23 protein-coding genes and 1 pseudogene are annotated in these 22,810 nt (G+C 56.0%); 13 read left to right on the top strand and 11 right to left on the bottom strand.

Annotation, left to right across the window (positions count from 1 at the left end):
• Positions 1-3: 3 nt before the first annotated feature.
• Entirely contained in the window at positions 4-1,173 is a 1,170-nt protein-coding gene (locus tag ACZ25R_RS06140; RefSeq protein WP_472460532.1) for a putative 2-aminoethylphosphonate ABC transporter ATP-binding protein, read from the top strand.
• A complete protein-coding gene (locus ACZ25R_RS06135) occupies positions 1,157-3,175 on the top strand; it encodes a putative 2-aminoethylphosphonate ABC transporter permease subunit (protein ID WP_472460427.1) in 2,019 nt (672 codons plus the stop codon). Before ACZ25R_RS06140 ends, ACZ25R_RS06135 begins: the two co-directional genes overlap by 17 nt.
• Positions 3,176-3,288: 113 nt before the next feature.
• Here ACZ25R_RS06135 and ACZ25R_RS06130 read toward each other — a convergent pair whose 3' ends face one another.
• The 6 genes from ACZ25R_RS06130 to ACZ25R_RS06105 all read right to left on the bottom strand — a co-directional run bounded on the left by ACZ25R_RS06130 (position 3,289) and on the right by ACZ25R_RS06105 (position 9,890).
• On the bottom strand, positions 3,289-3,933 hold the full coding sequence (locus ACZ25R_RS06130) for a dihydroxyacetone kinase family protein (protein ID WP_472460426.1): 645 nt from the start codon (positions 3,931-3,933) through the stop codon (positions 3,289-3,291).
• Positions 3,934-3,942: 9 nt separating this feature from the next.
• Entirely contained in the window at positions 3,943-4,944 is a 1,002-nt protein-coding gene (locus ACZ25R_RS06125) for a dihydroxyacetone kinase subunit DhaK (RefSeq protein WP_472460425.1), read from the bottom strand.
• 23 nt (positions 4,945-4,967) lie between these two features.
• Positions 4,968-5,993 (bottom strand): ABC transporter permease, encoded by a 1,026-nt coding sequence (locus ACZ25R_RS06120; RefSeq protein ID WP_472460424.1) that lies wholly within the window; start codon positions 5,991-5,993, stop codon positions 4,968-4,970.
• Entirely contained in the window at positions 5,990-7,555 is a 1,566-nt protein-coding gene (locus ACZ25R_RS06115) for a sugar ABC transporter ATP-binding protein (RefSeq protein WP_472460423.1), read from the bottom strand. The genes ACZ25R_RS06120 and ACZ25R_RS06115 overlap by 4 nt, the downstream gene beginning before the upstream one ends.
• A gap of 268 nt (positions 7,556-7,823) precedes the next feature.
• Complete coding sequence (locus ACZ25R_RS06110) at positions 7,824-8,834, bottom strand: substrate-binding domain-containing protein (protein WP_464663524.1); 1,011 nt, start codon at positions 8,832-8,834, stop codon at positions 7,824-7,826.
• Positions 8,835-8,864: 30 nt separating this feature from the next.
• The gene (locus ACZ25R_RS06105; RefSeq protein WP_472460422.1) at positions 8,865-9,890 is read right to left on the bottom strand and encodes an ABC transporter permease; all 1,026 of its coding nucleotides are present in this window, start codon (positions 9,888-9,890) and stop codon (positions 8,865-8,867) included.
• A 201-nt stretch (positions 9,891-10,091) separates the two neighbouring features.
• Between ACZ25R_RS06105 and ACZ25R_RS06100 the strand changes: the two genes are divergently transcribed.
• The 6 genes and pseudogenes from ACZ25R_RS06100 (at position 10,092) to ACZ25R_RS06075 (ending at position 13,528) form a co-directional block, all read left to right on the top strand.
• Positions 10,092-11,138, top strand: a complete 1,047-nt coding sequence (locus ACZ25R_RS06100; RefSeq protein WP_472460421.1) for a LacI family DNA-binding transcriptional regulator — start codon at positions 10,092-10,094, stop codon at positions 11,136-11,138.
• Between the two features lie 493 nt (positions 11,139-11,631).
• Positions 11,632-11,793 (top strand): annotated as a pseudogene (locus tag ACZ25R_RS06095) (amino acid ABC transporter substrate-binding protein); the annotation flags it as partial.
• A gap of 40 nt (positions 11,794-11,833) precedes the next feature.
• Positions 11,834-12,034, top strand: coding sequence for a hypothetical protein (locus ACZ25R_RS06090; RefSeq protein ID WP_472460420.1), 201 nt, complete (start codon positions 11,834-11,836; stop codon positions 12,032-12,034).
• A complete protein-coding gene (locus ACZ25R_RS06085; protein ID WP_472460531.1) occupies positions 12,024-12,107 on the top strand; it encodes a hypothetical protein in 84 nt (27 codons plus the stop codon). Before ACZ25R_RS06090 ends, ACZ25R_RS06085 begins: the two co-directional genes overlap by 11 nt.
• Before the next feature lie 136 nt (positions 12,108-12,243).
• Positions 12,244-12,726, top strand: coding sequence for a MarR family winged helix-turn-helix transcriptional regulator (locus tag ACZ25R_RS06080; protein ID WP_472460419.1), 483 nt, complete (start codon positions 12,244-12,246; stop codon positions 12,724-12,726).
• Positions 12,713-13,528 (top strand): SDR family NAD(P)-dependent oxidoreductase, encoded by an 816-nt coding sequence (locus tag ACZ25R_RS06075; RefSeq protein ID WP_472460418.1) that lies wholly within the window; start codon positions 12,713-12,715, stop codon positions 13,526-13,528. The genes ACZ25R_RS06080 and ACZ25R_RS06075 overlap by 14 nt, the downstream gene beginning before the upstream one ends.
• A 148-nt stretch (positions 13,529-13,676) precedes the next feature.
• On the opposite strand, the gene ACZ25R_RS06070 is transcribed toward ACZ25R_RS06075, so the two are convergent.
• Positions 13,677-14,885: an MFS transporter gene (locus ACZ25R_RS06070; RefSeq protein WP_472460417.1), complete on the bottom strand. Its 1,209-nt coding sequence runs from the start codon at positions 14,883-14,885 to the stop codon at positions 13,677-13,679.
• Positions 14,886-14,944: 59 nt separating this feature from the next.
• The gene (locus tag ACZ25R_RS06065; protein WP_472460416.1) at positions 14,945-15,934 is read right to left on the bottom strand and encodes a cupin domain-containing protein; all 990 of its coding nucleotides are present in this window, start codon (positions 15,932-15,934) and stop codon (positions 14,945-14,947) included.
• A gap of 227 nt (positions 15,935-16,161) precedes the next feature.
• Between ACZ25R_RS06065 and ACZ25R_RS06060 the strand changes: the two genes are divergently transcribed.
• Positions 16,162-16,794: a LysE family translocator gene (locus tag ACZ25R_RS06060; RefSeq protein WP_472460415.1), complete on the top strand. Its 633-nt coding sequence runs from the start codon at positions 16,162-16,164 to the stop codon at positions 16,792-16,794.
• Positions 16,795-16,852: 58 nt separating this feature from the next.
• On the opposite strand, the gene ACZ25R_RS06055 is transcribed toward ACZ25R_RS06060, so the two are convergent.
• Positions 16,853-17,365 (bottom strand): LysR substrate-binding domain-containing protein, encoded by a 513-nt coding sequence (locus tag ACZ25R_RS06055; protein WP_472460414.1) that lies wholly within the window; start codon positions 17,363-17,365, stop codon positions 16,853-16,855.
• 68 nt (positions 17,366-17,433) lie between these two features.
• On the opposite strand from ACZ25R_RS06055, the gene ACZ25R_RS06050 reads away from it, so the two are divergent.
• The 4 genes from ACZ25R_RS06050 (at position 17,434) to ACZ25R_RS06035 (ending at position 21,117) form a co-directional block, all read left to right on the top strand.
• On the top strand, positions 17,434-19,122 hold the full coding sequence (locus tag ACZ25R_RS06050; RefSeq protein ID WP_472460413.1) for an FAD-dependent oxidoreductase: 1,689 nt from the start codon (positions 17,434-17,436) through the stop codon (positions 19,120-19,122).
• A 398-nt stretch (positions 19,123-19,520) separates the two neighbouring features.
• Positions 19,521-19,826, top strand: a complete 306-nt coding sequence (locus tag ACZ25R_RS06045) for a putative quinol monooxygenase (protein WP_472460412.1) — start codon at positions 19,521-19,523, stop codon at positions 19,824-19,826.
• Positions 19,827-19,878: 52 nt separating this feature from the next.
• Positions 19,879-20,193 (top strand): EthD family reductase, encoded by a 315-nt coding sequence (locus tag ACZ25R_RS06040; RefSeq protein ID WP_223614489.1) that lies wholly within the window; start codon positions 19,879-19,881, stop codon positions 20,191-20,193.
• A 66-nt stretch (positions 20,194-20,259) separates the two neighbouring features.
• Positions 20,260-21,117, top strand: a complete 858-nt coding sequence (locus ACZ25R_RS06035; RefSeq protein WP_472460411.1) for a sigma-70 family RNA polymerase sigma factor — start codon at positions 20,260-20,262, stop codon at positions 21,115-21,117.
• 87 nt (positions 21,118-21,204) lie between these two features.
• Here the strand turns inward: ACZ25R_RS06035 and ACZ25R_RS06030 are convergent, their stop codons facing one another.
• The gene (locus ACZ25R_RS06030) at positions 21,205-22,146 is read right to left on the bottom strand and encodes a phosphatidate cytidylyltransferase (protein ID WP_472460410.1); all 942 of its coding nucleotides are present in this window, start codon (positions 22,144-22,146) and stop codon (positions 21,205-21,207) included.
• Positions 22,139-22,795 carry a lysophospholipid acyltransferase family protein gene (locus ACZ25R_RS06025; RefSeq protein ID WP_472460409.1) on the bottom strand — a complete coding sequence of 219 codons (657 nt, stop codon included), beginning with the start codon at positions 22,793-22,795 and terminating at the stop codon, positions 22,139-22,141. The genes ACZ25R_RS06030 and ACZ25R_RS06025 overlap by 8 nt, the downstream gene beginning before the upstream one ends.
• Positions 22,796-22,810: the final 15 nt, after the last annotated feature.

Below are 22,810 nucleotides of genomic sequence, written 5' to 3'. Positions count from 1 at the left end.
CCCATGAGACATGAAACTCTTGCTCGCTCTGCGGCAACGCCCACGGAGGTGCGCCCAATGACACCATCCAGTGGCCCGGCGTATTTGCAAATCTCGAATTTGTGGAAAGCATTTGGCGAATTTCATGCGTTGAAAGACGTCTCGCTTGATATCAAGGAAGGTGAGTTCGTTTGTTTCCTTGGACCGTCCGGCTGTGGGAAAACCACACTTCTGCGGGCAATTGCCGGACTTGATTTGCAAAGCCGGGGAACTATTCAGCAGGGCGGCAAGGATATCTCCACACTGCCTCCGTCAAAACGGGACTACGGCATTGTGTTTCAATCCTATGCCCTGTTTCCCAATCTGACCATTGCCAAGAATATTGCCTTCGGACTTGAGAATGCCAGGCGGTCGCGGCGTGAAATCGCAGACCGGGTAAAAGAACTGCTCCTCTTGGTCGGCCTTCAGGATCAAGCCGGTAAATATCCGGCGCAGCTCTCTGGCGGTCAGCAGCAGCGCATCGCTCTCGCCCGGGCTATAGCCATTTCCCCCGGCCTATTGCTGCTTGACGAACCACTCTCGGCGCTGGACGCGAAGGTACGCGTGCATTTGCGCCACGAGATCAAGGAATTGCAGCGCAAGCTTGGCGTCACGACCATCATGGTCACTCACGACCAGGAAGAAGCGCTGTCGATGGCGGATCGCATCGTTGTCATGAACCATGGCATCATCGAACAGGTTGGCACGCCAACCGAAGTTTATCGGCATCCTCGCACTTTGTTCGTTGCCGATTTCATTGGTGAGACCAACAAGTTGCAGGCACGCGCAACAGACAGCCATGATGTGGCTTTCGGCAACGGTCACCTGAATTGTCGTCAGCATGCTTTCGGTGTGAATGAACCCGTCATTGTGGCGATACGCCCGGAGGATGTCATTCCATACGAGACAGGATCCAAATCGGGCGACACGGCGAATCTCATCGACGTCATCATTGGCAAGATGGAGTTTCTCGGTTCCTTCTGGCGGACCCGTTTGCGCGGTGAAAGGCTTGGAGACGAGGTTCTCATCGCGGACTTCTCGATCAATGCTGCCCGGCGTCTTGGCCTTGCTGAAGGTGGGGCTTTGACGGTGGAGCTGCCCGCCGACCGCCTTCTGGTGTTTCCGAACGGAGGTCACCATGGCAGCAGTCACTGATTTGCTCATACCGCTTCCACACAAGACACCAAGACTTCAGTTGGACACAGATGATCTGGTCAAACGCGGCTTGATGATCGTCATTTCGCTCTATCTGATCGTTGCACTGGCTGCGCCGCTTTATGTAATGCTATCGAAATCGTTCTCCACCTATAGTTTTGACCTGACCCGGTACGAGTTTCAGGTGAGCGATGCGGCCGGTAATTTCACTCAAGCCACCACCGCAGCTGTGCTGAATGACAGGCTTTTGGTGCTCCCGCCAGATAAGCTTGCAACGAACGCCGATGGCAGGCTCGCCGCGACCAGCTTCTTTCCAGACTTCAGCTTCCGCAGCCCGGTAAAATACCGAATACGCGGCACCACGGATGATGCGACCTATCTGATCGGCTCGGACCTGCATCGGGGCACTCAATGGCAGGAGGTGGATTCCAACACTTTTCGCCGTGTTGCGCTGAGATCGTCACGATCCACCGGTTTCGATAATTATGTCAGCTATTTTTCTACACCGACGCTGTTCCGGTCCATCCAGAATTCATTGTTCATAGCGGTTATCAGCACTGTTTTGACAGTTGGTATCGCCTTTGGCTTTGCCTATGCGATGAACCGCAGCTGCATGCGATACAAGGGTGTGTTCCGTATGATCGCAATGGCGCCAATTCTTGTGCCTTCGCTTTTGCCCGGCATTGCCTTGATCTATCTCTTCGGCAATCAGGGTATGATCCGGGATGTGCTGTTTGGTGCATCCATCTACGGACCGCTGGGCATCGTTGTCGGTTCCGTTTTTTTCACGTTTCCGCACGCGCTGATCATTATTTCAACGGCGCTCGCCATTTCCGACCAGCGCCATTACGAGGCTGCGGCGTCATTGCGTGCTAGCCGCTGGCGTACCTTCTGGACCGTTACCATACCGGGAGCACGTTATGGGCTCATCTCGGCGGCTTTCGTTGTGTTCACGCTGGCAATCACGGATTTTGGCCTGCCGAAGGTGATCGGTGGCCAGTACAATGTCCTGGCGGTCGATATTTACAAGCAGGTCATCGGCCAGCAGAATTTTGAAATGGGCGCTGTTGTCTCGGTGATCCTGCTTGTGCCTGCACTTGCCGCGTTTGTTGTCGATCGTCTGGTGCAGAAAAAGCAGGTTGCACTGCTTTCGGCACGATCCGTTCCCTATGAGCCGAAGCCGAACCGGCGGTTCGACCGCCTTTGCCTCGTCTGGTGTGCATTGGTGGCTGCGTTCATCGTCGGAATATTGCTGGTTTGCCAACTGGCGGCACTGGTCAAGTTCTGGCCTTACGATCTCAGTCTCAGCCTGAAGAATTTTGCCTTTAACCATATGGATGGCGGCGGCTGGGGCTCCTATAAGAATTCCATCCAGCTCGCCGGGCTGACAGCGATATTCGGAACCATTATCGTTTTCACCGGCGCCTATATGGTGGAAAAGACGGAAGGGTTCTGGAAAGGCCGCGCCATTTTCCATTTCCTGGCAATGCTGCCCATGGCTGTGCCGGGTCTGGTGCTGGGACTTGCCTATATTTTCTTCTTCAACAATCCTGCCAACCCACTGCATTCGATCTATGGCACAATGACCATTCTGGTTGTCTGCACCATTACCCATTTCTACACGGTGGGGCATCTGACGGCTCTCACGGCCCTCAAGCAGATCGATCAGGAGTTTGAATCCGTTGCCGCTTCGTTGAAACAGCCTTTCTACAAGCTGTTCGCCCGGGTGACCGTTCCAGTTTGTCTGCCGGCTATTCTCGACATCTCGATCTATCTCTTCGTGAATGCGATGACCACTGTTTCAGCCGTGGTCTTCATCTATTCTGCCGATACGGCACTGGCCTCCGTTGCGGTGCTCAATATGGATGACGCCGGCGATATCGCACCAGCGGCAGCCATGGGCATGATGATCTTTTACACAAATGTGCTGGCACGTCTTGTTCATGCGGGATTGTCTCGTGCTGTGCTGGTCAGGACCCAGGCATGGCGCCGCCGAGGCTGAAAATGCCGAGGCGAGCGAGCTATAATTATAGTGCGGGCCGTTCCAATGTGCGACAGAATCGAAAGCCCGAACCTTGATGAGGTTCGGGCCCAATTTAACAATTATATATGCGATTAAGCGTTGGACGATACGAAAGCCGACATGCTCTTGATTAGCAAAACGCCCACTGTTGCGCCTGCATCCTGAAGGCCGATTGTCCTTTCCTGAAAGGCTGCAGCCTTACCGTGCTGGGCGACCATCGATTTGGTTGCTTCGAGAGCATCTTCGGCGGCTTTGGATGCTGCTGAAAGCGCCTCAGCCAGTGAGGCGCCAGCGGCAGCCCGACTTTCGAGCGTGACTGCAATCGGGTCAAGCACGTCGAGAAGGGTCTTGTCTCCGACTTTCGCCTTGCCGCGTTCGGCAATGCCATCGCGATATGCCCGCCAGAAAACAGCTATTTCCCCGGCGCCCAGCTCGTTCACGTCTTCGCAGGCTTTACTCGCACGCAGAAAGCCGGTTGCGGTCAGCGTGCCCATCGTCGATGGTGCCACGCGGGCCATGGTGGCACCGGCGGTGCGAAGCAATTTTGCGATACCGGCAGCTTCGCCTTCAGCGCGGGCCGCTTCGGCAGCGGCGGCAAAGGCCTTGCTCATGGTGATGCCGAGATCGCTGTCGCCGACCTTGCCGTCAAGTGCAATAAGGAACTCGCGCTGCTCGGCAAAGAGCTGCTTCCAGTTATCGAACAGATTGATCAGGTCTGATGCTGTAATGACGTTCATAACCTGACCTCAACCCGCAAGATGTTTGAAGAATGGCGTATTTGCCGAGGCGGCAATCAAAGGTTCCAGCTCTTCGTCAAGATGCAGAATAGAAACCGAGGCACCAGCCATTTCCATCGAGGTGGCGAACTCGCCGATCCAGACATGTTTGACCTTGACGCCACGCGCGTCAAAGAGCTGCGAAACACGACGGAACATGATGTAGAGTTCTTCGAGCGGCGTGCCGCCTAGACCGTTGACCAGAACAGCGACTTCATCGCCGTTTGCATATGCCTGTTCGGCGAAAATGCGCTCCATCAGCTCGTCGACAATTGCATCAGCGCTTGCCAGTTTTTTGCGGCTGATACCCGGTTCGCCATGGATGCCCATGCCGATTTCCATTTCGTCTTCGCCGATCGAGAAGGTTGCATGACCGATTTCCGGTACGACGCAGCTCGAAAGGGCAACACCCATGGTGCGTGTGCGCAGACGTGCCTTGTCGGCGAGGCGCGTCACTTCGTCAAGCGACAGACCATTGGCAGCAGCTGCGCCGGCTGCCTTGTAGACAAAGAAGATACCGGCAACGCCGCGGCGCTTGTGTTCTTCCCCGACGACCGAGGACGCCACGTCGTCATTGCCGACCACCTGCTTGACCGCGATACCATCGAGGTCGGCGAGTTCCGCAGCCATATCGAAATTGATAAGGTCGCCGCTGTAATTGCCGTAGATGTAAAGGACGCCGGCGCCCTGATCGATGGCTTTTGTCACTTGGTACATCTGCTCCGAGCTTGGCGACTGGAAGACGCCGCCGACAGCTGCGCCGTCGATCATGCCTTCGCCGATATAGCCAAGAAACAGCGGCAGATGGCCGGAACCGCCGCCGGTTGCAATGCCAACCTTGCCGGATTTCGTGTTGGCCGTGACCATGCAGCGCTTGTCATTATCGACATAGGTGAGTTGGGGATGCGCTCGATAGATGCCTTCAAGCATCTCATCCACGAAATTGACGGGATCGTTCAGGAATTTCTTCATGATTTCCTCTTGAGAGTATCGGGTTATTTCTTGCGTTGGCGGGTGACAAAGAAGGCAGCGGCCAGCAGGATGAAGCAGCCAACGACGAGACGCTGCCACGTACTGGGAATGCCGATGAGCACCAGAACACTGTTGATGACGACAATGAGCAGCACGCCGAGGATAGTGCCGAACACGGTGCCGGTGCCGCCTGTGATACGCGCGCCGCCGAGAACCACGGCTGCAATGACACTGATTTCGGTTCCGACAAAGTCGAACGGGCTGGACTGGCGGTTGGCGCAAACGTGGATGATACCTGCAAGTCCGGCCAGACCACCTGCATAGCCAAATAGGAAGATACGGATAGTGCGCAGGTTATAGCCAAGACGGCTGGCGATCTGGCTATTGCCACCCATCGCGAAAATGGCGCGTCCCATCAGTGTGCGATTTAAAATCCACCATGTCAGAATGGCAGCAGCAGGCAGCACTAGGAAATAGAATGGCATGGTGATGGTCGCGCCCGTTGCAGATTTAAACTGGAACAGTGGCAGGCGACCGAAAGCGCCCATTGTCGGTGGCAGAGACATGATCCAGACTGTGCCGACAAAAGCCAGCAGGAAGCCGCGGAAAAGATACTGGGTGCCGATGGTGACGATCAGGGATGGCACGTTGAGGTGGTGCACCAGCAAACCATTGAGAACGCCAAGGAAAACGCCACCCGCAATCGCCATCAAAATGATGACGATAATCGGCAGTTCCGGCATGTAGGCCTGCACCAACAGAGTCAGTGAATAGACCGTGCAGGCCGCAATCGCGGTGAACGAAACATCAATGCCGCCAGCTGCAAGAATGATGAAAACACCCAGTGCAAAGAGGCCCATCACAACACTGGCGCGACCAATATCGATCAGCGTCGAAGCCTGTAGGAAGGCTGGGTTGGCGATGGAAACAAGCGTGCAGATCGCGACGAGCAGAAAGAATGTGATCGATTCCGGGCGTCTGCGAATGAACTCACCCGGCTCGAAGGCGTGGGCGCGGCCCAGATCTTGATGATATTGCGGCGCACTCATTGGGCATATTCCTTCTGCGGCGACATCATGGCTTGATAGAGCTGGTCTTCGGTTGCCTGTGACGCATCGAACTCGGCAACAACGCTTTCCGAGTTCATGACGAGGATGCGGTCGGTATTCTGCAGGAGCTCGGGCAGATCATCGCTGACAATGATCAGCCCCATACCGGCTTCCGCCAAGGCTTGAATTGCGCGATAAATTGTATCCTTGGATCCCACATCGACACCGACGGTCGGGCCATGCAGTACTAGCAGTTTCGGCCCGATGCTCAGCCACCGGCCGATCAGAACGCGTTGCTGGTTTCCACCCGAAAGTGCGCCCACCGGCAGGTCGAGATTTGTTGTGTTGAGCCGCATTTCCTTCATCAGCGAAGTTGCGATGGTTCGCCCTTGCTTCTGATCGACAATGCCCAGGCTGTTGCTGAGTCTTCTGAAGATCAATGCGATTTCGTTCTCAAAAATCGACTTGTCGAGAAACAGGCCTTCCGCAAGTCGGTCTTCCGGAACATAGCCGATGCCCAGCTCGATAGCGTCCGCCGGGCTTTTGACTGCAATCTTACGGCTCTCAAGGCTGATCGAGCCGGAATCTGCCGGAGAGATGCCGGTGATTGCCATGGCGAGTTCATTGCGCCCGGAGTCGGCAAGCCCCGTGATGCCGAGGATTTCACCCTCGCGCAGTGTAAATCCGACGTCTTTGAAGCCCCGTGCCGTTAGGTCTTCAAGTTTCAGCAGTTCTGCTTCGCCGGGCTTGGCCGTGCGATAGCGTTCGGCATCAATTGCTCTGCCGATCATCAGTTCGGAGAGTTGTTTCTTGGTGTAATTCTCGATTGGTCCCTGTGCCACGCACTGGCCATCGCGGAATACGACTGCGTTACCGCCGATGCGGTAGCATTCATCGAGCTTGTGCGTCACGAAAAGCACAGCAACGCGCTCAGTGCGCAGATGTTCGACGACTGCAATGAGATTGTCCACTTCGCGGCGTGTCAGCGATGTCGTCGGCTCATCCATGATGACAAGCTTGGCGCGTGTCGCGATGGCGCGCGAAATGGCAACGAGCTGGCGCACTGCAAGCGGGAGTTCGGATACGATGGTGTTCAGGAAAGCTTTGTCGGTTGGCAGACCAACCGTGCTCAGCGCCCGTTCTGCTGTCTGACGGAGTTGCGAAAGCTTGACACTGCGAAACAATTTGCCATTGCCTTCAACGAGCTGCTCATTCAGCGCTACGTTTTCAGCGACGGTCAGATTGGGAATAAGCGACAAGTCCTGGTAGACAGTCTCGATACCAGCGGCCAGAGACTGGATCGGGTTCAGCGATGTATAGGTTTTGCCGCCGAGAATAATCTCGCCTTCGCTGGGCGCGTGGGCGCCAGACATGATCTTGATGACGGTACTCTTGCCGCAGCCATTTTCACCCAAGAGATGATAGGCCTCGCCAAGATCAATCGTCAGATCAATGCCACGCAACGCGTGGACGCCACCAAACCGCTTATGGATGTTGCGCAGTTCGAGAAAACGTTCCGCGGACAGGTCTTTGCTCGCCCTATTGTTCGTCGTAGTTGACACGTTGAATTCCTTTGTTGCCGTACCAACACGCAACATTGCGATTGGCGCCAGCTTCGGACCGGTTGGCTTTTTATTTGCCGCGCATGTTTTCCGGAAACGTTTCACCCTTTTCGGGATGCGCTCTAAATCATGGGTTTGAAATGACAAATCAGCCCGGTTCAGGTACTTGAATGCTTTCCGCTTTCAGAAAGCATCCCGGCTTTTGACGCTATGCTGCGAGGCTGAACGATGTCCTCGCAGCATAGGCCGGCAGCCTGCGTGAGAGCGACTAGAAGAGATGCTTCTTGTAGGTACTCTTGTCTGCGACAACCATGCCATTACCGACCACAAGAAGGCCTTCGCCTGCACCCTTCTTCACGCTGACGCTGTTATAGCCTTCAACGCCAAGATCGGTGCCGTCCTTGACGTCCTGCTTTTTAAGCAGAAGCTTTGCGACTGCATTCATCGCCATGCCAGCTTTCTGCGGATCCCAGAAGCCGATGGCCGTGATGGCACCGGATTCCAGAAGATCGGCCGACGGATTTGGCAGGCCGGTGCCGACCAGACAAACCTTGCCACTCAGACCGGCTTCATCGATTGCTCGGCCGACGCCGAGTACGTCGTTACCAGCAGAAGTCTGGAAGCCCTTGAGGTCAGGATGCTTGCGCAGGATTTCCTTGGCCTTTTCATAGGTGCCATTGGCATCGTCGAAGGATTCGTTGTTTGGATCGACGAGCTGCATGTCAGCGTATTTCTTGGCATTTTTTTCAGCCGAGCCAACCCACTGCATATGTGTGCGGCTGCCAAGCGAACCAACGAACGTTGTCCACTTGCCAGCCTTGCCCATGCACTCTGCAAGACGTTCGTTCAGCGCTGTGCCGTAATCAGCATTGTCGAAGGCTTCAACGTCGGCCATCGTGTTGATCTGGTTGTCGGCTTCATGAGTCACAACAACGATGCCGCGTTCGATGGCGCGCTTGAACGTACCTTCGAGAACAGCCGGGTCCATGGGAACGACCGCAAGCGCGTTGACGCCCTTGGCGACGAGGTCCTGCACGATCTGGAGCTGCTGCGCTGCGTCGGCCGTGGCAGGGCCGCTCTGCGTTGCAACCACGTCAGGATTTGCTTTCTGATAGGCTTCGACACCCGTATTCATGCGATCAAACCATGGAATACCGCTGATCTTGACGACCGTTGCGATAACAGGCTTTTCCTGCGCGACCAGTGTGCCAGCACTGCCCGCGATCGTTGCTGCGCCAATGAGCGTACCGGCGAGTAGTTTCTTCGTTATTGCTTTCATGATTTCCTCCACACTTACAGCCCCCAGTGTTTATGTTCTGGTGCCTGAGGGTTGGGCACCGATGGTTTCCTTATGGCGATTGCCGAGGGTGAAAAATCCTGCGATGTCGTATTTGGCGACGGCGAGGAAAGCGAGCAGCAGCAGGCCCCACGCGAAGTCGCGTACAAAATTGGAAAGGCCACCGAAATTGAGCAGGCTGGACATGAGCTGCAATGCAATGGCGCTCAGCACCACGCAGATGACACGCCCATAACCACCTTCGGGCTTCACACCCGCCATGACGGCGATGAGAATTGCGACCAGAAGGTACGAGCTGCCATAGTCGAACTTTACGTTGACGTTGCGCGCCGCAATGATGATGCCTGCAAAACCCGCCAGCAGGCCGCTGGTTGCATAGGTAGCAATCAGAACGCCGCTGCGTGGAAAGCCTGCAAAAACTGCGGCCTTCGGGTTCGTCCCCATCAGCATCAACCAGTAGCCGTAAGGCGTAAAGCGCACTACGGCTGCGATCAGCAATGCGACCGCTATGAAAATCAGGAAGCTGATCGGAACAGCGTGGAACATGTCGTTGCCGATACGCGATAGCAGATCCGGGCTGCCCACCATGACCGCACGACCACCTGAAACCACGACAGCCAGCCCCATGAATGCCATCTGGGTGCCAAGGGTGCAGAGGATAGGCGTGATATTGAACCGCGCAATCAGGATTCCATTGATAAGCCCGCCGGCAAGACCAATTGCCAGCGCCAGCCCCATAAATGTGAGGCTGAAGCCAAGCTGGTTCTCCGCACTGGAGATAAACATTGAGGCGATGACTGCGGAAAGCACGCCAGCAAGGTTGGCCAGCGCAATGCCAGACAGATCAATACCGCCATTGCCGGCGCACATCGCCAGCATCACACCGATGGCCAGAAGCCCGATTTCGGGAACCTGACCAGCCATGGACTGGAGATTGAACAGGGAAAGGAACGATCCTCCCGAAATATACGCGCCGAGGGCGAGCAATCCGAGATTGATGACAACAAGCATAGCAAGCTGGTTGCTTGTTTTCTGCATGGTTTCCTCCTACCATGTTTAGTAAACAAATACATTATTCACTAAATCATTGAACAGAAGGTGGTGGGCTGTCAAGCCTGTTATCGTCGGATTTCGATTGCCTAACGCACGGATTTCCCCTAATCGTTTTAAATCACGGCGTTTATGTTTACTAAACGACACGTCATTTTTCCCCTAATGCCGAATAGTCGCGCGGAGAATATGAAGAAGAAAAAGTCCTTTACAGTCAGGGATATTGCTGAGAATGCGGGCGTTTCCCCCGCTACCGTTTCGCTAGTTTTGAATGGCAAAGGTGAGATTTCAGGCGAGACGCGAGCGCGTGTTCTTGAGTCGGTTTCGAGGCTCAACTATGTGCCGCGCACTGCCAAAACCGGCACAGGCGCAGGCGAGACGATCCGCTTTTTGAAGATTGCCAAGCATGGCGAAACGGTCAATCGTGATCATAGCGTGTTTGTTTCGGATTACATCGACGGCATGTCGTCTGAAGCGACCCGCCGCAACTATACGCTTGAGGTCGTCAGCTTTGAGGGGCAGCCTATCAGCGTGGTTGCTGAATCCCTGGCCGGCGCCCCGATCCGTGGGGTGATTGCGTTGGGAACCGAGTTGACAGCGGCAGATATCCACATGATTCAAGGATTAGGACTGCCCACTGTATTCATCGATACGTTTTATGAGGTCATAGAGGCCAATTTCGTCGACATGAACAATGAAGATGCTGTCTTCAAGGTCTTGTCGCGCTTCAAGCAACTTGGCTTTTCGCGCATTGGGTTCGTTGCCAGCCACACCGAGACGACGAATTTTAGCCTCCGTCGCGATGCATTTCTCAAAAATATGAAGCGTCTGGAACTGAGCGTCCAGGAACGCGATATCCTCTCAGTCGAATCAACCTATGAAGGCGCTCATCGTGATACATGCGCCATGCTGCATTCGGGTCTGGATCTGGCTGAATGCTATTTCTGTACCAACGATATCATCGCCTATGGCTTCATCAAAGCGTTGAAGGGTAAAGGCATCCGGATTCCGGAAGATGTTTCGATCATCGGCTTTGATAATCTGCCCCAAAGTGCGACTATGGAGCCAATGCTAACGACGGTTGATGTGTCCAAGCGTAAGATCGGCAATCTTGCCGTGACGATACTTGACGATCTGATCAATAGCTCTGAGGTGCAGCCAGCAGTGAAGATATTGGTTGGAGCCAATCTCGTTGTCAGAGCCAGCGATTCCGATTTTGTCGCTTCAAAGATTTAACAAAATATCGTCTTGTTGATTTCCACCAGGAACTGATCCGTTATTTCCACCGAGATTTGACCCGCCCTTTATGTATGTTTCGGATCTGATGCCGTGGTGAAGTTTCTGTTCTTCTCCTTCGCTTTTTCCGGTTCATAGGCTGAACTGTTCTTGAAACGGAAGCTATTGTTTCCACGTTCAAGGAAGGGTCGGTTGCCAGCGAATATATTCATCCACAGCTTTCCCCTCTGCCATTGCATGAAGCCGGTGCAGGTTAAGTCAGGTCCAGCGCGGCCATATCGCGCATCCGGGCGTCGCATGGCGAGACCGGACACTTCAACGGGCCGGCGGCGACACTAAAGACGACTTGGCCTGCCAAACCCAGGACCAACGTGCATGAAAGAGCAAGCGGTGAGTTTACTGTCGTTGACAACAACCGCCGCGCAAACCTTTTGAGAAATAAAGCCGAAAATCGCCGCTCCTTGAGCAGTTGCCGCAAAGATAGTCATTCACGCGCAAGTCTTTTGGTATAACCAAGGGGAGCGATCTGGATGGCGCCACGATCGGTGCGCAGAGCGGAACGACGGGCGAGTTGAACATTGCCGATTTCTTCCGCAAATCCGGACACAAATTCACGCCTGTAACCATCGACGACAGTAATGAATTCCTGAAGGCGCCTTGGTCTGCTTGCTGGGTATAGTCACACCTCCCTTAAAGTGGATGATCAAAATTCTTCAGGTGACAGCGACAATTATCACCTCGGCGTATATGGCGGTTCGCAATGGGGTAATCTTGGTTTTTGGGCGGTGCGACCTATACGTGGCACGATATCAATATCCGCCGGTCGGTCGTTTCCCTGGTTTCTCAGACGATACATCTGCCAAATACAATGCACACACAGCACAGGTGTTCGGTGAGCTCGGTTATCGAATTGATACCAATCGCGTTGCCTTTGAGCCTTTCGTCAATCTGGCCTATGTCAACTTCTAGCATGACACCTTTGCTGAAACTGGCGGAGCAGCGGCTCTTTTTAGGCGCTCATCCTAAGCTTCTATTATGTGGTCCCTTTCCAGCGATAAAGAATTCCCATATAGTTGTATGGAACAACTATTTAGGGTGATGCGGTATGACTGCTTACAACGATGAATCTCATATTGCCCGGATTCGCGATGCCTCTCGCCGTCTTGTACGGGAGCTTGGCTTCCTGCGGCCAACACTGGCGGCAACTGATCTGCCGCCTTCTGCGGTGCATGCGTTGGTTGAAATCGGCACACGCGGGTCCATGACGGCTTCCGATCTCAGTGCTGTCCTCATCCTGGAAAAATCCTCGGTGAGCAGAATGGTGCGCAAGCTGGTCAAAGCCGGTGAATTGGCAGAGGAAATCAGCAATGACGATGCGCGTGTAAAGCCCTTGTCGCTTACCCCGCAAGGTGTATCGACGCTGCAGCGGGTCGATGCGTTTGCACGGCATCAGGTGATGGAGGCGCTGACGAGGATGGGCGTCGAGGCAGGTCGTAACTTGCCGGAGAGCTTGGATTCCTATGCCTGCGCCCTGCAGGCCAGCCGAACAGAAAATAAAACTGGAGACATGGAGCATGGCGTTGAATGATGTCGATCCGGTAATTCTGGCAGGACCCGTTCCACAATGGCGGCCGGGCGGCAAGCTGGCAGGCAAAGTATGTCTGGTCACGGGAGGTGCAACCGGCATCGGCCGCGCTACTGCGCTTCGAATGGCTCGCGAGGGTGCATCGGCAGTCGTCATAGCGGGTCGCAGGCAGGCTATCGGGCAAAACGTCGCCGCCGAACTTGAGACCATCGGCGCTGAGGCACTCTTTGTTACGGCTGATGTTGCCTGTGAAGCGGAGGTTGAGCAACTGGTCGGAACACTTCTGCAACGCTTCGGGAGGCTGGACGCGGTTTTCAACAATGCCGGGTTTCAGGAGAAGCGAGCTTCCTTGGCTGACCAGACGGATGCTGTCTATAGTCAGGTGTTTGACACCAATGTGCGAGCAGTGTTTCATTGTATGCGCCACCAAATACCCGCGCTCCTGGCCTCTGGTGGCGGGACGATTGTCAACAACACAAGCGTGAGCGGACTACGTAATCCCAATCCTGGATTGTCGCTATATTCTGCGTCGAAAGCGGCCGCCATTTCCATGACGCGTTCGGCGGCCATGGAATATGCACCGCAGGGCGTGCGGATCAATGGCGTTGCTCCGGGGCGCGTGGTGACAGATATGATGCTGGCGTCGGGCATTGCAGACATGCGTCAGGTCGCGGCCAGCCTACCCCTGCGGCGCATGGGCCATCCCGAGGAAGTTGCAGCAGCGGTGTGCTGGCTGCTGTCAAGTGAGGCTGATTATGTTGTCGGCCATATCCTCTGCACGGATGGCGGTTTTCTCGCGGGTTAAACCGGCACCACAGGTCCACGATGCTGTCCGAAAGAACGCCAAGGGCGTGGGCCGCGCGTTGCAGATACGGCGTGAGTGCCGCACCTGCAACCATTGCAACCTTGTTATGACTTCTGGTTGCTCTATCAACCGCGCTCAGCAACAAAGATTAGCTGCGGGGCTGTAGCAGTGCCAGAATGACTGTCGACACTGCAAGGATGGCGGTCAGGGTCAGGGGCCCCGTAGCGCCATAGGTGTCCACCACATAGCCGCCGACCACCGCGCCAATCGTGATAGCGACCTGGAAAGAGGTGACCATCAGGCTGCCTGCTGCTTCCAGAGCGTCAGGCGCGGCACGGGACAGGTTGGTCGGCAGCACCACGGGCGCCATGCCGAAGGCGAGCCCCCACAAGGTGACGAAACCGAAGGCAACGCCAATGTGCACGCCCCACAGTACCAAAGCGAGCGCTGCAAGCCCCATCAAGGCGGCGGTAGCCATGAGAGCCGTGTGGATATTGGCGTCGGCCATGCGGCCACCAACAACGTTGCCGATCACGGCGGCGATACCAAACCCGAGCAGCGCCAGGGCAATCGGCCCGGTCCCAAGGTGCGTGACCTGTTCGAGGAAGGGGCGCACATAGACCGAGCCGGCAAAATGCCCGGTCATGAGCAAAAGGATAGCCAGCATGCCGAGTTGAATGCCACGCCGCCGTGTCAGCCGAAAGACGTCGGCGAGACTGTTGCTCGTGGTGGCAGGCAGGGTCGGCAGGCTGAGAAATTGCAACACCATAGCAACCGCGGCCAGCCCCGCTGTCATGGCCATGGCGCTGCGCCAGCCCACCCAGTCGCTGATCAATGCACCCATCGACGGTGCGGCAATGGTGGCGAGCGAGACGCCGAGAGTGACGATAGCCATGCCCCGGCCCGTGGCGTTGGCGCCAACCAGCCGCGCTACGACGGCAACGGAAAGTGCCCAGAAAGCGCTGAGGGCGATGCCCAGCCCGGCCCGGCCCAGCAATAATAGCCAGAAATCGGTCGCGACCGCCGCAAGAATATTGGAACCGATTGCCAAGGCGCTGAGACCAACCAGCACCGTCTTGCGGTTCAATCGGCCGATGAGAACATTGCTCAACATGGCCGTGACGGCGCCGACGGAAGCGGTGGCAGTGACGACCTGTCCGGCCGTTCCCTCGCTGATACCGAGATCGCGCGCCATCGGCGTCAACAGGCCTGCCGGCAGAAATTCGGCTGACACCAGCGCAAAGCTGGCGGCCGCCATTGAAAGAACCGCGAACCAGGTGGCCGGGCTCCACGCGACCGGCGGAGCGGCATCAAGATCTATTGCGGTGCCTTCAAGCTGTAATGTTGTGTCTGTCATTGAAGTATCTCCAAGGTTTGGAGATCTTCATAAACGAGTCCTTTCGGATGATATGTATCCTAAAATCCGAAATGCATGTCCGTTCGTCCGGAAATGGTGCGGCGCACAACACCCGGCGAGACGCTGGTGATACGCTTGAACGCGCGTGCGAAGGACGCCTCGGACTCATAGCCCAAACGAGTCGCGACCTCGGCAACCGACATGCCGTTTTGCCCCAACAATTCGCGGGCAAGTTGCATACGAAGACGGGCGAGATAGCGTGCCGCGCCTTCCCCCAAAACAGCGCTGAAACGCTCGGCGAAAATCGAGCGCGATTGCCCTGCCAGGGCGGCGAGGCTTTCGAGGGTCCAGTTATGGCCGGGGTCCCGGTGCATGGCCGCCAGGACGCGGCCGATATGGGGGTCGCGGATGGCGGCGAGCCAGCCGGTGGTCGGGGCTCCGGTGCAATTGACCCAGCAGCGGATGAGCCGGGCGGTCAGCAGGTCCGCCATCCGCGACAGGATGGTGGCGCTGCCCATTTGCGGCTGTGCGGCCTCGACCGTCATTGCCGCAAGCAAGGGGCCGACGATCGGGTCGTTGCCGGCTACGTCGCAGCCCTTGATGATCGGCGGCATCAAAGTGATCAAGGGGTTGAGCGCACAGGCACCCAGGGCCATGGAGCCGCAGAAAAGGGTGCTGGTTGCCCCCGTTCCCTCCCGCACCACTTCGCTGACGTTGCTTCCCAGCTTGGTCACGTGGCAACCCTTGAGCGAGTCGCCCACGACGTCCGGCGCGCTGGCCAGCCGATGGGCGATGCCTTGCGGCAGCAGCACCAGGTCGCCATCGCGCAACTCCTGCCAGCCCTGTACGTCGGTATGGATCCAGCACGGACCCTGGCTGACAAAGTGAAAACGAAGCAGCTGTTGTTGCGGAAAGGCGATGCTCCATGGATGCCGGAGCTCGCAGCGGCCATAATTGACGCCACTCAAGCGAAAGTCCTGCAGGACTTCGCTTAGCGCATCCATCGGGATATGTGGCGGTGAAGATGGTCGGGACGAATTATCAGACATTTGTCTAATATATATGCTGAACGTCCGGCAGACAAGTGGGGTGGTTGTTCTAAACAACCGCCTTTCCAGTCACTATTCACAGGGCAAGGTTTACCCATAGCCCTTGCCCTATTTCCAGCGCGTAAACTTGTCATGCAGACAATTGAATGCTTGCAGCGTATGCGGCTGCAGCGGTAGTGAGCACTCTCAAAACATGGGTAGCAGCGTACAGTCTCAAAAGGTGACAGATGCCTGAAGTAACGAGTCTGCTTGCATTCGGATTAATTGCCTTTGGTATGGTTTGTACCCCTGGCCCCAATATGATTTACCTCATATCCCGTTCAATCTGCCAGGGCCCGAAAGCGGGATTGATTTCCCTTGGGGGTGTAGCGCTGGGATTTGTTTTTTACATGCTTTCCGCTGCCCTTGGCATTACGGCACTCGTATTTGCGGTGCCGTTTGCCTACGAGGTTTTGAAATTTGGCGGAGCAATTTATCTCGGTTGGCTTGCTTGGAACGCCCTCAAACCGGGTGGACGCTCGGCATTCGTTGTCCGAGAACTGCCAAAGGACACATCACAGAAACTGTTTGTCATGGGTTTTGTAACCAATCTCCTTAATCCCAAGGCGGCGGTTCTGTATCTGTCTCTCTTGCCGCAGTTCGTAAAGCCGGAGCTTGGAAGCGTGTTCTTGCAGTCAATCAGCTTCGGTTTTACGCAAATTGCCATAAGCTTGACTGTCAATGCCATGATCGCCGTTACTGCTGGTTCGATCGCAGCATTTCTTGCCAATCGTCCATTTTGGATGACGGTACAGCGCTATCTTATGGGAACTGTTTTGGCTGGCCTGGCTATTCGAATGGCAACAGAAGCGCAAAAATAGATCTGAAGGAATTGAACGCACAGATCCAATATTGCTTCAGATGTCTACGGCAGTATACCTACCGGGTTGCGGACAGCGTCGGTGAGAGGCAACTCCAATGACCATCAGCACCGAGCTTTCCGACAACCGCAAGCAGAATTTTTTGCACCTCGATGACGGCCCGCGTCGGCGGATGGTCGGCCGGCATGTCGAGAACGAGGCGGTGGGTGAGACCAGGGCGTGTGAGAGCGATGGCGGACAGAGTTCCGTTTTCTTGCTCGGGATAGACCGCACCGCGCCCGAGGATCGTCAGTCCGAGACCCGCGCGAATTGCCGCCTTCGTGCTCGCCACACCTTCGATTTCGCGCACGATGTTAAGTTTCCGTCCGGACATCAGAGCCTGACGTTCAAGAAGTATGCGGATCCCGTGGCGACGTGTGGGCAGGATCAGCGGCAGGCCGAGGGCATGTTCCACTGTCACTTCCGCATCGGGCGTGAACTGCCCGGACGGGCCAACGATGTAGAGCGCTTCTTCGAAGAGAGGTAAGGATGTCTGCTTGGCGACACTGTCGAGGTTCACCTGATCTGACATTTGCCTGTATGGCTTGTATCAAGGTAATGCAAATGTCAGAATCGGACCACAAGTGAGAGTGCGCCGGAATGAACCAGGTGGAATTGAGCGATAACGTCTCGGCCGATGCGAGCGACCCCTACGCCCGCAGGACACAAACTTTTCCGCAGCTCGATAAGGGCATGATGGACCGCGTTTCCGCGTTCGGATCCGAGACCTCAGTCACCAAGGGCACGGTTCTGTTCAGTCGCGGCGAACGCCAGACGGATTTCTTCCTGATAAAGTCTGGCTCCATTGAGATACTTGATCTCGGCGGCGATGGCTCAAGCCGGGTCCTGGCTCTGCAGGGAAAGCGGGAATTCACCGGAGAACTCGACCTCTTCAATAGTCGGGAGAATTTGGTGACGGCGAGGGCAGCTGAGGATTCGCATCTTATCCGCGTTGAGCGGGATTCGTTCCTGCGGATGATGTCGGCGGAGCCGGATATCGGTGAAATCATTACCCGCGCACTTATTCTGCGCCGCGTCGGCTTTATCAAACACGGTCAGGCAGGCGTTGTGTTGATAGGGCCGAGCCACGCTGCTGACACGTTGAGATTGCAGCGCTTTCTAACGCGTAACGGTTATCCCCACCGATTGGTCGATTCCGACGTCGATCCCGAAGCGAAGGAAATGGTCACTGCGTTGAAAATCTGTGCCTTGTCGCTGCCTGTTATCGTTCCGCCAGGGAAAGCGGTCCTGCAGAATCCGACAACGGGCCAACTGGCGGATGTGCTGGGGCTGACAGAAATCATTGATCCGGCCGAAGTCTACGACGTCATGGTTGTCGGTGCTGGACCGGCCGGCCTCGCCTCGGCAGTCTACGCCGCATCGGAAGGATTGAAAACGATCGTGATCGAAGGGGTGGCCCCAGGCGGGCAAGCAGGAACAAGCTCGAAGATCGAGAATTATCTCGGATTCCCGACTGGTATATCCGGGCAGGCTCTAGCGGGCCGTGCACAGGTTCAGGCCCAGAAGTTCGGGGCGCGCCTGGCGATTTCCCGCATGGCTGTCTCCGTCGATTGCGACAGGTCGCCTTACCGCGTCCTGCTCGATGACGGACAAACCGTCTCCGCGCGGGCAATGGTCGTAGCCACCGGAGCCCGTTACCGCAAGCCGGACCTGTTGAACTACGAGCGGTTTGAAGGACAGGGCATTCACTACGCGGCCACGGCAATGGAAGCGCAGTTGTGCCGGGAACAGGAGGTCATTGTTGTCGGCGGCGGCAATTCGGCCGGTCAGGCGGCGATGTTTCTGTCGCAATGGGTCAAACACCTGCACATTCTGGTCCGGGGGCCGGGTCTGAAGGAGACAATGTCGGACTATCTGATTCAACGCATCGAAAAATCACAGCGCATCTCACTGCACGCGCATACTGAAATCACCGCTATCGACGGTGACAGATACCTGAACACGGTGACCTGGACCAATCGTATGACTGGACAGAGCGAAACCAAAAATATCTCGAATATCTTTATGATGATTGGAGCTGCCCCAAACACGGAATGGCTCAATGGCTGTGTTAAGCTGGACAAGTCCGGGTTTATTGAGACTGGACTCATGGCCGGGGTTTTGACCAGCGGCTCTCCCTTTGAAACCTCGGCTCCTGGCGTATTCGCCGTTGGCGATGTTCGGGCGGGATCGGTAAAACGGGTGGCGTCAGGGGTAGGGGAAGGATCAGTCGTGGTTCAAGCCATTCACCAATATCTCAAGCAGGTTCCAGACGCCAAAAATCGATAGGCAGAAATTCGCGATAAGCATATTGGCTTTGAACTGTTGGGTTCGCAGCAAATGATTGGCGCCGTCTCGGCGTCAACCGCGCCGTGGAACTGCCGACGGGCCGTGCGCGCGCATAACGGCGATCCGCTGCTCGTGATCGTGGGTACCGAGGCGGTCACATCGCGGATAGTGAGTGAAGCGTTCTATGAGGCTGCGTGACCTGAAAGAAATGATGGTTGCGCGTGGTATCTGGATGCTCTGTGTCAACGATGCCTGGCTTTGTCGGGTCATTGCAACTGGCGTTACAAAACTCGGCAGGGCACGCTCCTTCGACAGATAATCGAAAAATCTTCTGCGCCGCGATCCGTTTTAATCCTTTGGGTCGTCCTTGGTATATCTGAAACAGAAGGAGATATGCCATGTCCGAAGAATCCGTCATTTTGATCAATCTGCTGAAGGTCAAACCCGGGAAGCAGGAGGCGCTGATAGCGCTCTTGAAGCAGAACATCGATACGGTGGTCCGCATGCTCCCCGGATGGAAAACAACCCGGCTGATCGCGGCAAAGGACGGCGCCGGCGTCGTTATTTACTCCGAGTGGGAGAACCCGGCAGCCGTCGAGGCGATGCGCAGCGATCCGCACATGCAAGCCTATTTCCCGAAGATCATCGAGTTGGCGAGCTTGGACTCGGTCATGGGCTCGGCGGTGTTGAGCGAAGTCCGGTGAGGGTGAACACACAAGTAAGTTTGTGCCACACAATTTACAAAGGAGAACCGCAATGGCCCGGATGGTCGTGATTTACCGGACACCGAAGGACGTAGAGGCATTTGATCGACATTACTTCGATATCCACGTGCCTCTCGCCAAGAAGATTCCGGGTCTCCGGAAATACGAGGTCAGCGACGGTCCCATCGCGACACCGCTGGGAACCCCTGATATCCATCGGATTGGAACCTTGTATTTCGACGACCTTGCAGCGATCGAAAGGGCGTTTGCAAGCGCGGAGGGACGGGCAGCCGGGGAGGATCGCCGGATTTTTGCGCCGGATGACTCGGGCGTTCAAATGTTCCTCTTTGACAACAGAGAGGTTTGAACCCAGCCGTGATATTGGTATCCAATCCCTGGCGGAACAGAGTGGAAGCACTATAGGTCTCGACACATGAATACGGACGAATTCGAGGATCGACTGAAAGCGCTGCGGCCACGGCTTCACCGCTACTGCGCGCGCATGACCGGTTCGAGTGTGGATGGTGAGGATGTGCTGCAAGATACTCTGATCAAAGCCCTGAGGGCGCGTGGGGAAGGTACTATTGTCGAAAATCTCGAAGCCTGGCTGTTCCGTATCGCCCACAATACGAGTTTGGATTTCCTGCGCCAACGCTCCCGGAGCAACGTTGTTTCGCTCACAGAAGATCTGGAAGATGCGACGATGCCCGAGGCTGATATCGTCGCGGTCGGCTTTCAAACGTTTCTGCGACTGCCCGAACTTCAGCGCTGCGCCGTGATTCTCAAGGACGTCCTTGGCCACTCGGTCGAAGAGATCGCTGCGATCGCCGGCAGCACACCGGCCGCGGCCAAATCGGCGCTGCAGCGCGGGCGCGTAGCGCTGCGGCAACTCGCGCAGGCGCCCGAAGACACCCGGCTACCGCTGATGTCCGATCCGGACCGGCGGAAGATCACGGCTTACGTCCATCTGTTTCGAAGCGGTGATTTCGATGCAATCCGTGCCATGCTCGCCGATGACGTCAAGCTCGATCTGGTGAACCGGCTCGAATGGAAAGGGCGTGACAAGATTGGCCTTTATTTCACGCGCTATGCGGAAGAGACGAAATGGCGGTTCGTCTTCGGTGCGGTTGAAGGGCAGCCGGCCATGCTCGTCTTCGACAAAACTGGCCCGATGGACAGACCTGCGCATTTTGTCCTGATCGGCTGGTCGGATAGCCGGATTATCGAGATCCGCGACTTCCTGTTCGCGCCCTATGTGCTCGAAGGCATAAATTGGGTGCAGTTGGGCTAAATGGTTATGGTCGAGTTCCAACCCCCACCGGCGAAGCTATCAGCGATCCGGCCATTTGCTGCACGATCTCGTGCCAGCGGGTTTACTTCAGGCTGCCCAGAAATAGCGAACGATGTGAAAGAAGACCGGTGCGGCGAAAATCAAGCTGTCCGCCCGGTCGAGCATGCCGCCGTGCCCCTCGATCATGTGGCCCCAATCCTTGACGCCGCGGTCGCGCTTGATTGCCGAAGCAACCAGCCCGCCGAAAAATCCCATGATGCAGGCAAGTCCCGCCATGAGCCCGGCTTGCAGGACGCTGAAGGGTGTCAACCACGTCAGCGCTGCGCCGAGCAATGATGCGCTGACAATGCCGCCGATCAGACCTTCCCAGGTTTTGGAGGGGGAGATTTTCGGTGCAACCTTGTGTTTGCCGAAAAGCTTGCCGAACACATATTGCAGCACATCACTTCCCTGAACGGTCGCGATCAGGAATGCGATCAAAAGCAATCCCTTGCTCTGAAAGCCGGGGATGGAAAGCGTGAGCAGGGCAGGGACATGGCTGATGCAATAGACCGACAGCATGATGCCCCATTGCTGTTCGCTGACGCGCTCGAGAAAGCGCTCCGTATCGCCCGAAATTGCCGTCAAGGCCGGCATGGCAAGGAAGCAGTAGACCGGCACAAAGATGGAATAGAGCCCATACCATTCAATCCAGAGAAGGTAATATTGGATAGGAATGATGACGAGGAACATGCCGATGAGAATACGATGATCGCCGCGCCGCGTATGGGTAAGGGTCACATATTCGCGCAGCGAAGCAAAGGAGACAAAAGCGAACAGGAAAATGACGCCGTTTTTACCGAAGAGAAAAGCGACGGAAATGCCGCCGATCATGATCCACCACGCCTTTATGCGTGAATTGAGGTTCACGAGCGTTGATGGCAAGACCTCCGCCGTGCGCCGGCTTTTCCAGGTCAGCATTGTTGCAATGGCGCTGGCGAGCGTGAGCACGCCGAGCAGGCCGAGAAAGAGCCAGACCGTTTCAGCCATGATTGAGCGCTTTCTGATGTTCCGGCGAAAGATCGAGCAGAGATTGGCGCGCCCTTTGAAGAAACTCTTTCCGGTCTTCATTTGGTTCAAGTGCGATTGGCGAGCCAAAGACAACGCGGCACAGGAGGGGAACTGGCAGGAAGGTGCCCTTCGGCAGGACGCGTGACATATTCTCGATCCAGCAGGGAATAAGCTCCACATCCGGCCGGGCCACAGCAAGATTGTAGAGACCGGAGCGGAAGCGCAGCAACGGTTCCTCGGTCATATTGCGGGTGCCTTCGGGAAAGACAATGAGTGAGCTTCCTTCCTGCAATGCATCGAGCATGACGACCATTGGATCCTCCGAACGCTCGACCCAATTGCGGTCAACCAGCACGGTGTTCAGCAAGTCCTTGGCGAGAATGTTCCGCAATTTATTGCGCTTCCAATAATCGGCGCCTGCAACGGCACGTGTGCGCTGTCGCTCGCGTGGCGGCAGGCTGGAGGAAAGCAGAATAAAATCGCCATGACTGCAATGGTTCGCAAAGAAAATGCGCTGCCCGTCCGAAGGCGCGCATCCCTGCCAGATCGGGCGCACGCCCGTAATGCCGCGAGCCAATCCGGCCAGCACCATGGCGGAAATTCGCCTTAACGTTTCTCTTGCGTTCATATGCGCCCCCACAAC

Source organism: Phyllobacterium sp. RCAM01083, assembly GCF_055685835.1.
This window is presented reverse-complemented; position numbering and strand designations above follow the sequence as displayed.

Bases quoted from the DNA above. Each gene is read 5' to 3' on its own strand.
- ACZ25R_RS06075 (WP_472460418.1), top strand. From the start codon at position 12,713: ATGGCGTTGAATGATGTCGATCCGGTAATTCTGGCAGGACCCGTTCCA.
- ACZ25R_RS06055 (WP_472460414.1), bottom strand. From the start codon at position 17,365: ATGTCAGATCAGGTGAACCTCGACAGTGTCGCCAAGCAGACATCCTTA.
- ACZ25R_RS06065 (WP_472460416.1), bottom strand. From the start codon at position 15,934: ATGTCTGATAATTCGTCCCGACCATCTTCACCGCCACATATCCCGATG.
- ACZ25R_RS06040 (WP_223614489.1), top strand. From the start codon at position 19,879: ATGGCCCGGATGGTCGTGATTTACCGGACACCGAAGGACGTAGAGGCA.
- ACZ25R_RS06045 (WP_472460412.1), top strand. From the start codon at position 19,521: ATGTCCGAAGAATCCGTCATTTTGATCAATCTGCTGAAGGTCAAACCC.
- ACZ25R_RS06080 (WP_472460419.1), top strand. From the start codon at position 12,244: ATGACTGCTTACAACGATGAATCTCATATTGCCCGGATTCGCGATGCC.
- ACZ25R_RS06050 (WP_472460413.1), top strand. From the start codon at position 17,434: ATGAACCAGGTGGAATTGAGCGATAACGTCTCGGCCGATGCGAGCGAC.
- ACZ25R_RS06135 (WP_472460427.1), top strand. From the start codon at position 1,157: ATGGCAGCAGTCACTGATTTGCTCATACCGCTTCCACACAAGACACCA.
- ACZ25R_RS06105 (WP_472460422.1), bottom strand. From the start codon at position 9,890: ATGCAGAAAACAAGCAACCAGCTTGCTATGCTTGTTGTCATCAATCTC.
- ACZ25R_RS06130 (WP_472460426.1), bottom strand. From the start codon at position 3,933: ATGAACGTCATTACAGCATCAGACCTGATCAATCTGTTCGATAACTGG.
- ACZ25R_RS06100 (WP_472460421.1), top strand. From the start codon at position 10,092: ATGAAGAAGAAAAAGTCCTTTACAGTCAGGGATATTGCTGAGAATGCG.
- ACZ25R_RS06025 (WP_472460409.1), bottom strand. From the start codon at position 22,795: ATGAACGCAAGAGAAACGTTAAGGCGAATTTCCGCCATGGTGCTGGCC.
- ACZ25R_RS06030 (WP_472460410.1), bottom strand. From the start codon at position 22,146: ATGGCTGAAACGGTCTGGCTCTTTCTCGGCCTGCTCGGCGTGCTCACG.
- ACZ25R_RS06140 (WP_472460532.1), top strand. From the start codon at position 4: ATGAGACATGAAACTCTTGCTCGCTCTGCGGCAACGCCCACGGAGGTG.
- ACZ25R_RS06125 (WP_472460425.1), bottom strand. From the start codon at position 4,944: ATGAAGAAATTCCTGAACGATCCCGTCAATTTCGTGGATGAGATGCTT.
- ACZ25R_RS06060 (WP_472460415.1), top strand. From the start codon at position 16,162: ATGCCTGAAGTAACGAGTCTGCTTGCATTCGGATTAATTGCCTTTGGT.
- ACZ25R_RS06110 (WP_464663524.1), bottom strand. From the start codon at position 8,834: ATGAAAGCAATAACGAAGAAACTACTCGCCGGTACGCTCATTGGCGCA.
- ACZ25R_RS06120 (WP_472460424.1), bottom strand. From the start codon at position 5,993: ATGAGTGCGCCGCAATATCATCAAGATCTGGGCCGCGCCCACGCCTTC.
- ACZ25R_RS06035 (WP_472460411.1), top strand. From the start codon at position 20,260: ATGAATACGGACGAATTCGAGGATCGACTGAAAGCGCTGCGGCCACGG.
- ACZ25R_RS06070 (WP_472460417.1), bottom strand. From the start codon at position 14,885: ATGACAGACACAACATTACAGCTTGAAGGCACCGCAATAGATCTTGAT.